This window comes from Roseovarius sp., assembly GCF_040223625.1.
GTDB lineage: Bacteria > Pseudomonadota > Alphaproteobacteria > Rhodobacterales > Rhodobacteraceae > Roseovarius.
In genome coordinates, this window is sequence record NZ_JAVKFX010000049.1 from 125,628 (window position 1) to 135,649 (window position 10,022).

The window sequence follows — 10,022 nt, forward strand, 5'->3', positions numbered from 1 at the left end:
TCAACCCTCCCGCTCCGACTTGCCGGCGTCGGGCCTGACACGAAGCGCCGCGCGGGCCCGCCCGCTCTCGGCGTTGCGCAACTGGTTGAAGATCTTGGTCAGCGCGGCAAGATCGGTGCGGATCTCGGTCATCGTCTCCTGCCGCCCGGCGCTGATCTCCTCGAGGATGCGCAGCATCTGCACGTCGATCGACCGCAGCCGCATCCGGCTTTCGGCATCGAGCCCCGTCTCGCCCAGCGACTCGTTGCGCGCCTCCAGCGTGGAAATCAGCCGTTCCTGCCCGTTGGCCACCTGCATCAGCGCGGTGTTGACCGGGTTCGCCTCGCTCATCCGGTGGGTCAGCCGCTCGATCGAATCCGCCAGCACGCCCAGCTTTTCATCCACCATCGCCCGGCTGACATCCGACTGGCTGACCATCTGCTGCATCGCGTCCATCTGCTCGGACATATGCTCCAGAAACCCGGCCATCGCGCCATGCTCGCCCGTGGCCTCGCCCTCGCCCGTGGAAAAACCGACGCGGGTGATCGACGACATCCACTCTTCCAGCTCGCGGTAGAACCGGTTCTGCCCATGGCCCGCGAACAGTTCCAGCAGTCCCACCACCAGCGACCCCGCCAGCCCCAGCAGCGACGAGGCAAAGGCCACGCCCATCCCGCCAAGCTGTGCCTCGAGCCCGGACATCAGCCGGTTGAACACCTCGACCCCGCCCTCGCCTTCCTGCGGCGCAAGGCTGCGGATCGTGTCGACCACCGCCGGCACGGTCGTGGCAAGGCCATAGAACGTGCCAAGAAGGCCAAGGAAAATCAGCATGTTGACGATATATCGCGTGATCTCGCGCGCCTCGTCGATCCGCTGAGCGACCGAGTCGAGGATCGACCGCGCCGAGGTCGAGGCGATCTGCATCTTCTTGCCCCGGCGCTGCCGCATCAGCGTCGCCAGCGGCGCCAGCAGCCGCGGCGCACCTGAGGTATCGCTGACCTGGTGATCCTGCGCGTATTCCTCGATCCACCGGACCGAGGTGATCAACTGGAACACCTGCCAGAAACAGGCCACCACGCCGATGAAAAACACGAAGACGATGAACCCGTTGAGATACAGGTTCGACTGGAATACCGGCAAGACCCGGGGCAGGGCCACGAAGGCCCCGAACCCGGTCAGCCCGAGCACGATCAGCATCAGCGTGATCTGACGGACTGGCTGTGAAAACTGCGGCTCGACCTCACGGTCCGGCTGGTCCATATGGACGGCTCCCGGCTCTGACGGTTCTTTGGCGCCACCCTACGCTTTATATGGTGTCAAGCCAAGGCTTTATCCCACGATCTGCCGCACCCTCCGCGCCAGCCATTCAAGGTCGTCATCCTCCAGCCCAAGCTCTTTCAGATGGCTGGTCGTATTGTAGAGATACTCGGTATTCGGGCCCCGCCCGCCGACCGCGTGGGCGATCATCTGCGCCTGTTCTTCCAGCGGCATCCCCCCGCAATACTGGTCATGCGCGGCGTCGATCACGTAGGTCACCGCCTCGACCTTGCGGCCATCGGTCAGTTCCAGCGGCAACACCTTTTCCAGGTAGGCCGACGAGATCAGCTCCCGCTCGCGCAGGTACTCCAGCACCTGCGCCTCTTCCGGCTCGTTCACCTTCAGGGCCACGCCCGTGCAATGCGCCCCCTCGGCCTCGTCCAGCGCCAGCACCAGCCCCGGCTTCTCCTCGGTGCCGCGATGGTGGATGCTGCGCATGCAGAAGCTGCGGTGATAGCCGGGCAGCGTGGCGATCACCTCCTCGCGCGGCTTGAAGCCGGGGTTCCACAGCAAGGAGCCGTAGCCGAAAACCCACATCGTCATTTTGCCTGTTCCTCGCTCTTTCGAGGCCTTAAACACCATCGAAAGACCCTATGAAAGAGGCACCGGGCAGATGCGCATTTTGTTGACCCTGATCCTGATCGCGGCGGCGGCATGGTCGGGGTACTGGTATATCGGCAAGACCGGCGTGACCGAGGGGTTCTCGGCCTGGCTCGAGGCCCGGCGCGCCGAAGGATGGGCGGCCGAGACCGGCACGCTGGAAACGAAAGGCTTCCCCAACCGCTTCGACACCACCTTCACCGACATCACCCTCGCCGACCCCGAAACCGGGCTGGCGTGGGAGGCGCCGAAATTCCAGATCCTGGCGCTCAGCTACCGGCCCAACCACGTCATCGCCGTCTGGCCCGATGAACAGATGGTCGCCACGCCGCAAGAGAAATACGACGTGGAAAGCAGCGACATGCGCGCCAGCGTCGTCGTCGGCGCCGACCTCTCCCTGCCGCTGGAACGCACCACCCTCACGGCAGAGGAGCTGGTCGTCACCCCCCGCTCCGCCGATCAGCCGACCAAGGCCAAAGCCGTGCGCGTCGCCGCCGAGCGGGTGGCGGCCCACCCGTCCTCCTACCGGCTGGGGCTGGCCGCCGAGGGCCTGTCGCCCCCGCTGGAATGGCGCGTGCGGCTCGACCCGGCGGGCAAGCTGCCCGAGCGGTTCGACGCCTTCGAGGCCGACGTCACCGTCGAGTTCGACAAGCCGTGGGACCGCTCCGCCATCGAACAGGCCCGTCCCCAGCCCCGCCGCATCGACATCCGCCTCGCCAAGGCCCGCTGGGGCCGGCTGGAACTTCAGGCGGCGGGCGAGGTGACGGTCGACGACCAGGGCTTCCCTGTGGGCGAGGTCACGGTCAAGGCCCGCAACTGGCGCGATATCCTCAAGATGGCCGTGGACTCCGGCGCGCTCCCCGACGCCATTGCCGGCACGCTGGAAGACGGGCTGGGCCTGATCTCTCAGATGGCCGGCAACCCCAAGACGCTCGACATTCCGCTGAACTTCAAGGGGGGCAAGGTCCGCCTCGGCCCGGTACCGCTGGGCGATGCTCCGCTCCTCCGCCTCAGATAGCCGCAGACGGCGGAATTGCCCTTGCCCCGCCGCCGGCAAGCGGATTAGTCACCCCACATGACCGGCTGGATCGCCAGAACCCTCGTCGCGCTGATCGTGGCGCTCGGCCTCCTCGCACCGCAAGGCGCGGGGGTCGCGGCGGCGCTCGGCCTGACCACCGACCGCGTCATGGTGATCTGTACCGGCGACGGGCTGCGCACGCTCCGCTTCGACGCCGACGGCACCCCGGTCGAGGTCTCGGACACCCCCGAGACCTGCGCGCTGGTCCACGCCGCCGATACCGCCAGCCCGATCCTGCCGGTCCCGGCCACGCATCCGCTGATCCCGGCGCCTGCGACTATGGCCGCCCGCCCCGCGCAAACCCTGCCCTCCGCCCATTCTCCGTCCCTGCCCAGGGCCCCTCCGGCCGCCTGACGCCCGAGACCACCCTGGCATGACCTCCGGCCGCCACCAGTCCGCGGCCATCAGACAATACGGAGACCCTCCAATGAAAACCCTGCTTGCAGCCACCCTCGCCCTTGCCCTGCCGACCTTCGCAGCGGCCCACGAATACACCCTCGGCGGCCTCGAAATCGACCACCCGATGGCCTTCGAGACCGCCGCGACCGCCAAGAGCGGCGGCGGCTACCTCGCCATCACCAACACCGGCGAGAGCGACGACGCCCTGATCGGCGCCAAGGCCGACTTCCCCAAGGTCCAGATCCACGAATCCTACGAGGAAGACGGCGTGGCCCGGATGCGCCATGTCGAGAAGCTCGAGATCCCCGCCGGCGAGACGGTGGAACTGGCCCCCGGCGGGTATCACGTGATGTTCATGGGCCTGTCAGACCCCTTCGAGGCCGGCACGGAAATCCCCGTGACGCTGGTGTTCGAGAAGGCCGGCGAGGTCGAAGTCATGTTCCATGTCGAGGAACGCAGCGGTGACGGGCACGACCACAGCCACGACCACTGACCCGCCAACGCCCCGATGACCGCTGCGGCCCGTTACCGGACGGGCCGCAGCCCTGCCGGCCTCAGCGGCAATAAGCGCCCGAGCGGTGGTTGGCCGTGTCGAAGTGGAAATGATCCTGGTGGAAGCGGTCCGATTCCGGCCCCAGCACCGTGCCGAACGGCCCGCAGGCCGAATCCTGCAGGCGCCGCAGAACACGCCCCTTCCGGCCATGGCCCCAGTCCCGCAGAACCGAGATATCGCTGCCATCGCGCAGGTGAAAGGCCGAGATGTCGATCGCCCTTCCCTTGCCGTGCTCCGAGATCTTGGCGCCCGGCTTGTGGTTCCGGGTCCGGCAGACGTAATGCGCGGCGACCTGAAGCTCCTGCAGCCCGCCGCCCATGTTGCCGATGATCTGGTCCACGTCGCGCTGGACCCATGCGTTCAGAACCCGCGCGGTGTTGCATTCCATCACCGCCGGCTGGCTTAGCAAAACCCCGCCGACCCGGGTGACCTCGACGGCGTTCTCGATGCCGCAGATGGCGCTGTTGCCGTCGACCACGCCCACGACCTTGCCCTTGATCGCCGGCTGCCCACAGACCGAGCCATGCCTTGAAACCTGATCGTCGTCGCGCCCGCCAAGCGCACCGCATCCCATCAAAATCAATGGGATAACCCAAATGAAACGCATATGTCTCAGCCTCTTTTCACGCGTCCGAAGTCTGGTGCATCGGTATCCTGCCCGGCCTCGATGATACCACGCCGAATGGCGCGGGTGCGAGTGAAATAGTCGAAAAGATGCTCGCCGTCACCCGTGCGGATGGCCCGCTGAAGCGCGAAAAGCTCCTCGGTGAACCGTCCGAGGATCTCCAGCGTCGCCTCCTTGTTGTGCAGGAAGACATCGCGCCACATGGTCGGGTCGCTGGCCGCGATCCGGGTGAAATCGCGGAACCCGGCGGCGGAATAGCGGATCACCTCGCTGTCGGTCACCCGGCGCAGGTCATCGGCCACGCCCACCATCGTGTAGGCGATCAGGTGCGGCGCATGGGAGGTCACGGCCAGAACGAGGTCATGATGCTCGGCATCCATCTCCTCGGTCTTGGCGCCCATCCCCTGCCAGAACCGCTCCAGCCGCTCGACCGCCTCGCGATCGCTGCCCTCGACCGGCACGATCAGCGTGAAGCGGTTCTCGAACAGCTCGGCAAAGCCCGAACGCGGGCCCGAATGCTCGGTCCCGGCCAGCGGATGCGCCGGCACGAAATGCACGCCCTCGGGCAGGTGCGGCGCTACCGCCTCGATCACGTCCTTCTTGACCGAGCCCACGTCGCTCACCGTCACGCCGGGTTTCAGCACCGGCGCGATCTCCTCGGCCACGGCGCCCATCGCGCCCACCGGCACGCACAGCACCACGAGGTCGGCCCCCTCGACGGCCTCGACCGCGCTGTCGCAGACCCGGTCGCACAGCCCGATCTCGCGCGCCACGTCGCGCGTCTCGGCCGAGCGGGCATAGCCCGTCACCTCGCCCGCCAGCCCGGCGCGCTTGATGGCCCAGAACATCGACGACGCGATCAGCCCCAGCCCGATCAGCGCCACCCGGTCATAGACCCGGCTCATCGCGCCCCCTCCTTGAACTGGCCGATGGCATGGGCCACCCGCCGGCAGGACGGCTCGTCGCCCACGGTGATCCGCAGGCAATGCGGCAGGTTGTACCCCGCCACCCGCCGCACGATCAGCCCTTCCGACTTGAGGTAATCGTCACAGGCCTCGGCCTCCTCCCGGCTGGCGAAACGGGCGAGGATGAAATTCGCGGTCGAGGTGTCCGACGGCACCCCCTTCTCGGCCAGCGCCTCGGCCAGCCACGCCCGCAGGCGGGTGTTGTCGGCCCGGCACTTCGCGGCCCATTCGGTGTCGCGCACCGCGGCCTCGGCGGTGACCAGCGCGGCGGTCGACAGGTTGAACGGCCCGCGGATGCGGTTCAGCACGTCGATCACATGCGCCGGGCCATAGCCCCAGCCCACGCGCAGCCCGCCCAGCCCGTAAAGCTTCGAGAAGGTGCGCGTCATCACCACGTTGTCGCGCATGTCCACCAGCGCGGCGCCGCCGTCGTAATGCTCGACATACTCGGCATAGGCCCCGTCCACCACCAGCAGCACGTGCTTGGGCAGCCTGTCGGCCAGCCGGGCCAGCTCGGCCTCGCCGATCATCGTTCCGGTGGGGTTGTTGGGATTGGCGATGAAGACCAGCTTCGTATTCTTGGTACAGGCGGCAAGGATCGCGTCGACATCCGTCACCCGCTCGCGCTCGGGCACTTCCACGGGCGTCGCGCCATTGGCCTGCGCGCTGATCTTGTAGATGGCGAAGCCGTGCTCGGTATGGATCACCTCGTCGCCGGGGCCGGCATAGGCCTGGCACAAAAGGCTCAGGATCTCGTCGCTGCCCACGCCACAGATCACCCGGTCGGCATCCAGCCCGTGCACCTCGCCAATCGCCTCCCGCAGCTTCTCGTGGCCGGTCGACGGATAGCGGTGCAAATCGAACCCGGCCTTGCGGAACGCCTCCTTCGCGGCCTCGCTCGGCCCGAACGGGTTCTCGTTCGAGCTCAGCTTGACCACGTTCTCGACCCCGTCGACCTTCGACGAGCCGCCCACGTAGGGCGAGATATCCAGTATTCCCGGTTGCGGCTTGATTTTCGTCATGACCCTTGCTCCCTCCGGGCCTTGTATCGGCGGGATATCGCCTTGGCCAGAACAAACAAAAAGGCCGCGGCGGTCCCCCGTCGCGGCCCTTTGGCTGTTGCAGAAACGCCTTAGTTCTGCGCGTAGAATTCGATGACGAGGTTCGGTTCCATCATCACCGGGTAGGGCACGTCGCCCAGGCCCGGCGTCCGCACGAACTTGGCGGTCATCTTGGTGTGGTCGGCGTCGATGTAATCGGGCACGTCACGCTCGGCCAGTTGCACGGCCTCCAGCAGGACGGCCAGCTGTTTCGAACGGTTGCGCACCTCGATCACGTCGCCTTCCTTCACGCGGTAGGAGGGGATGTTGACCTTCTGGCCGTTCACCCGCACGTGGCCGTGGTTCACGAACTGGCGGGCGGCGAACATGGTCGGCACGAATTTCGCCCGGTAGACCACGGCGTCGAGCCGGCGCTCGAGCAGGCCGATCAGGTTCTCGCCGGTGTCGCCGCGCACACGCTCGGCCTCGGCATAGATGCGGCGGAACTGCTTCTCGGTCAGGTCGCCGTAATAGCCCTTCAGCTTCTGCTTGGCGCGCAGCTGCAGGCCGAAGTCGGACATCTTGCCCTTGCGGCGCTGGCCATGCTGGCCGGGGCCGAATTCACGGCGGTTGACGGGGGATTTCGGACGGCCCCAGATGTTTTCGCCCATCCGGCGGTCGATCTTGTACTTGGCAGACGTGCGTTTGGTCACGGCTGATCTCCTTCATTCATGGTTTCGAAGGGCGTTGTCCTCTCCCCGGATTTGGCCGGGGTGACAGGGATCCCCTCGCGGGGGCCACCAACACCAATTAAAGCGCGCTTATACAGCCACGCGGAGCAGTGTCAACAGCCGATAGACCCGCCGAGGCCCCGCATTTCATCTTTCCGAAAATACTCCGGGGGAGACGTTGAAACCCGCACGGGTTTCGACGTCGGGGGCAGCGCCCCCCTAACCCGGCCTCGTCAAGCCGCCTCGTGCATCAGGATCGCCGCCTCCGAGGTGTTCAGGTTCCGCCGCGCGAACCCGCCATAGGCCCTCGGCTCGTGCTCCAGCCCCGGGTTGATCGCCAGCAGCCGCGCCCGGTCGCCCGGGTCCAGCGTCGATAGCGCGGCCGAGGCCGGGTGAAAGCTCTCCGTCTCCACCCCGTTCGCCCACAAGACCTGGTGGCGGGGCAGCAGCAGGTGGATATAGGTCACCTCCCGCACGCCCATATCCACCGCGATCGAGCCGTCATTCACCAGGTCCTTTGCCGAAACCAGCACCTCGGGCGTGTTGAACAGCGCCCGCGCCACGGCCCCCTTCACCAGCATCCGGTGCTCGGGCGAGACCAGCAGTTCCTGGTCGGGCCGCTGCAGGCCCAGCCCCCCGGCCCGGATCCGCACCGGCCGCAATTGCGGCATGGCGAACAGCCGCGCCCCGGTCATCCGGCGGCTGCCGATCCACTGCACCGGCTGGGCGCCGTTATCCTTGGTCTGAACGTAATCGCCCTCGCGGAACGCCTCGACCAGCCTTGGCCCCTCGGGCGTCTCGATCCGCGTGCCGGGGGTGAAACAGATCACCCCGCCCGTTTCCGGCCCCGTGGGGTTCTGCCCCAGCCGGTCGAGCGAGTGATGCACCACCCACAGCTCGCGCCGCTTGGGCGGAATGTCATCCACGAACATCACCAGCGGCGGCGCCCCGTGGCCCACCGGCACCACCGTCACGTTGTAGGCCTTCAGCCCGTCCGTCACCACGAAGCCGGTATCGGCCAGCGGCCCCGCCTCCTCCACCTCGTCGATGTTCCGTGTATCCGTCCTGGCCGCTGACACCAGCCGCCGGACAAGCTTGGCCGCACAGCGGCGGCTTGTCCCGTTCCCGTTTGCCCCTTCCAGCCGCAGCACACCGCTTGGCCCGTCGATCCGCACGATCTCACCCTGCCACGACCACGTCGCGCCCACGGCGAGGGATTCGATTGGAGCGGCGGTCAAACCGTCCACTTCCGTCTGCGACCAGGAAATGACAAACGCGCCCCGAAAGCCCGTTTCCATCACCTGTCGTCCTGCCTCAGTCTCTTTTTTTATTGTGTGCAGGGTACCAAATGCGAATCACCTTGGAAACCCTTCACATAGAACGTTTTTTCAGAATTTGATCCGTAGCTGCACGGAACCCACAACCTGTTCCTCGCGCTGCGTGCCGAATTCCTTGTCCAGCCAGGTGCGCCCGTAGAACACGCTGCTGCCCGCCCGGCTGCGCCAGTGCAGGCCGGCGCGCGCCCGGTTGCGCGTCTCGTTCAGCTGCACCGGCCCGCTCGACGGGAGGAACTCGCTCTTGTGCACATAGGCGGTATCCGCCCCCACCATCAGCGACAGCCCGCTATAGGGCGCCTCCTGGATCACGCTGTAACGATGGCCCGTGACCGGCGCCCGCACCAGCAGCCCGCCCTCCCCGAACTGCCCCAGCGTGAAATCGGCCCCCGCCCGCACCAGCGTCTCGACCCCGGCCCGCGCCTCGACGAAGGGCCGCAGCCGCGTCCGCTGGCCCAGCCGGAACTCGCGCCCCGCCTCGAACACCACCGCCGGGTCGATATCGTTGCTGACCTGCGCCGCCTTCGTCGCGGGCGAGGCATCGCGCCCGCCCAGCACGTCGTGCAGCGCCTCCTGCACATGGTCGAGCTGCGTCATCGGCCCGGTCAGCACCAGCTCGCCGCCGATCGCGTACTCGATGGCGTTGCGCTGGAAATGCGTGTGCAGCCCGAAGGACAGCGCCTGCGCATAGACCCGGTCCAGCGGCGCCGGCGTGGCCAGGTTCTCCGGCCCCATAACCTCGGCATTGACGCGCAGCTCCCAGACCTGGCCCAGCCCGTAATCGCCCTGCCCGGTCCAGCCGGGCGCCCAGACATGGCTCGACGCCACCGACCCGGTGCGCCAGCGGTCATGGCCGTCGCCCAGCGAGTCGTTGGTGACCAGCATGCCGAAACTGTAGGGCCCGCGCTCCTGCGCGATGGCCGGGATGGAAAGGGAAAAAATCACGCAAAGCGCGGCAAGAAGGCGTGTCATGAGTGCCGTATTCCTCAATTTCGCCCCCCGGCATGGCGGTGATAGCAAAGCCCGCCGGCGCAGCGCCACCCCGTGACGCGCAATCCGGGACAGGGGCTTCGCGAATGCGGCGAAAGGGCCACAGGCAAGGCTGCGCCAGCTCGCGTTTGTGACCCGCGCAGCCGCGACTCGCTCCGAAAAGGGCAGGCTTCAAGATGCCCGGAGCGGGCTTTCTTCGGGGTTCAGAGATCAAACTCGAAAAATTGAATCGTTAATTCTCAACGACTTACGCGAAACCCACATCGCAACCCCATAAGTGTCTTTACAACACTTATTGTTGGTGTCATAACTACACCATCGAAGCACGGCAACAACGCCAGACACACAACACCACACCGAAAGGACCAACACAATGTTCAAGACCATCATCACCGCCGCCCTCTTCGCCAC

At 66.7% G+C, this 10,022-nt stretch carries 11 protein-coding genes; 3 read left to right on the forward strand and 8 right to left on the reverse strand.

From position 1 onward, the window contains the following. Positions 1-1,239 (reverse strand): biopolymer transporter ExbB, encoded by a 1,239-nt coding sequence (locus RLN94_RS15545; RefSeq protein WP_350129307.1) that lies wholly within the window; start codon positions 1,237-1,239, stop codon positions 1-3. A 69-nt stretch (positions 1,240-1,308) separates the two neighbouring features. Continuing rightward, on the reverse strand, positions 1,309-1,839 hold the full coding sequence (locus tag RLN94_RS15550) for a gamma-glutamylcyclotransferase (RefSeq protein ID WP_350129304.1): 531 nt from the start codon (positions 1,837-1,839) through the stop codon (positions 1,309-1,311). Between the two features lie 70 nt (positions 1,840-1,909). Between RLN94_RS15550 and RLN94_RS15555 the strand changes: the two genes are divergently transcribed. The 3 genes from RLN94_RS15555 (at position 1,910) to RLN94_RS15565 (ending at position 3,866) form a co-directional block, all read left to right on the forward strand. Next, the gene (locus RLN94_RS15555; protein WP_350129301.1) at positions 1,910-2,914 is read left to right on the forward strand and encodes a DUF2125 domain-containing protein; all 1,005 of its coding nucleotides are present in this window, start codon (positions 1,910-1,912) and stop codon (positions 2,912-2,914) included. A 57-nt stretch (positions 2,915-2,971) separates the two neighbouring features. Further along, complete coding sequence (locus RLN94_RS15560) at positions 2,972-3,328, forward strand: hypothetical protein (protein WP_350129298.1); 357 nt, start codon at positions 2,972-2,974, stop codon at positions 3,326-3,328. A gap of 73 nt (positions 3,329-3,401) precedes the next feature. Continuing rightward, positions 3,402-3,866, forward strand: coding sequence for a copper chaperone PCu(A)C (locus RLN94_RS15565; RefSeq protein WP_350129295.1), 465 nt, complete (start codon positions 3,402-3,404; stop codon positions 3,864-3,866). 61 nt (positions 3,867-3,927) lie between these two features. Here RLN94_RS15565 and RLN94_RS15570 read toward each other — a convergent pair whose 3' ends face one another. From RLN94_RS15570 to RLN94_RS15595, 6 genes are all read right to left on the reverse strand, one after another. Continuing rightward, on the reverse strand, positions 3,928-4,500 hold the full coding sequence (locus RLN94_RS15570; RefSeq protein WP_350129292.1) for an extensin-like domain-containing protein: 573 nt from the start codon (positions 4,498-4,500) through the stop codon (positions 3,928-3,930). Positions 4,501-4,538: 38 nt separating this feature from the next. After that, positions 4,539-5,456, reverse strand: coding sequence for a prephenate/arogenate dehydrogenase family protein (locus tag RLN94_RS15575; protein WP_350129289.1), 918 nt, complete (start codon positions 5,454-5,456; stop codon positions 4,539-4,541). Next, positions 5,453-6,538: a histidinol-phosphate transaminase gene (gene hisC, locus RLN94_RS15580; RefSeq protein ID WP_350129285.1), complete on the reverse strand. Its 1,086-nt coding sequence runs from the start codon at positions 6,536-6,538 to the stop codon at positions 5,453-5,455. The genes RLN94_RS15575 and hisC overlap by 4 nt, the downstream gene beginning before the upstream one ends. 110 nt (positions 6,539-6,648) lie before the next feature. Further along, entirely contained in the window at positions 6,649-7,269 is a 621-nt protein-coding gene (gene rpsD / locus RLN94_RS15585; RefSeq protein ID WP_350129282.1) for a 30S ribosomal protein S4, read from the reverse strand. Positions 7,270-7,520: 251 nt separating this feature from the next. Next, the gene (locus tag RLN94_RS15590; RefSeq protein ID WP_350129279.1) at positions 7,521-8,585 is read right to left on the reverse strand and encodes a Hint domain-containing protein; all 1,065 of its coding nucleotides are present in this window, start codon (positions 8,583-8,585) and stop codon (positions 7,521-7,523) included. Between the two features lie 90 nt (positions 8,586-8,675). Next, the gene (locus RLN94_RS15595) at positions 8,676-9,593 is read right to left on the reverse strand and encodes a lipid A-modifier LpxR family protein (RefSeq protein ID WP_350129276.1); all 918 of its coding nucleotides are present in this window, start codon (positions 9,591-9,593) and stop codon (positions 8,676-8,678) included. Between the last annotated feature and the right edge of the window lie 429 nt (positions 9,594-10,022).

What these genes read in the sequence shown, in the direction of transcription:
- RLN94_RS15545 (WP_350129307.1), bottom strand. Translation starts at nt 1,239, where the DNA reads ATGGACCAGCCGGACCGTGAGGTCGAGCCGCAGTTTTCACAGCCAGTC.
- RLN94_RS15550 (WP_350129304.1), bottom strand. Translation starts at nt 1,839, where the DNA reads ATGACGATGTGGGTTTTCGGCTACGGCTCCTTGCTGTGGAACCCCGGC.
- RLN94_RS15555 (WP_350129301.1), top strand. Translation starts at nt 1,910, where the DNA reads ATGCGCATTTTGTTGACCCTGATCCTGATCGCGGCGGCGGCATGGTCG.
- RLN94_RS15560 (WP_350129298.1), top strand. Translation starts at nt 2,972, where the DNA reads ATGACCGGCTGGATCGCCAGAACCCTCGTCGCGCTGATCGTGGCGCTC.
- RLN94_RS15565 (WP_350129295.1), top strand. Translation starts at nt 3,402, where the DNA reads ATGAAAACCCTGCTTGCAGCCACCCTCGCCCTTGCCCTGCCGACCTTC.
- RLN94_RS15570 (WP_350129292.1), bottom strand. Translation starts at nt 4,500, where the DNA reads ATGGGATGCGGTGCGCTTGGCGGGCGCGACGACGATCAGGTTTCAAGG.
- RLN94_RS15575 (WP_350129289.1), bottom strand. Translation starts at nt 5,456, where the DNA reads ATGAGCCGGGTCTATGACCGGGTGGCGCTGATCGGGCTGGGGCTGATC.
- hisC (WP_350129285.1), bottom strand. Translation starts at nt 6,538, where the DNA reads ATGACGAAAATCAAGCCGCAACCGGGAATACTGGATATCTCGCCCTAC.
- RLN94_RS15590 (WP_350129279.1), bottom strand. Translation starts at nt 8,585, where the DNA reads ATGGAAACGGGCTTTCGGGGCGCGTTTGTCATTTCCTGGTCGCAGACG.
- RLN94_RS15595 (WP_350129276.1), bottom strand. Translation starts at nt 9,593, where the DNA reads ATGACACGCCTTCTTGCCGCGCTTTGCGTGATTTTTTCCCTTTCCATC.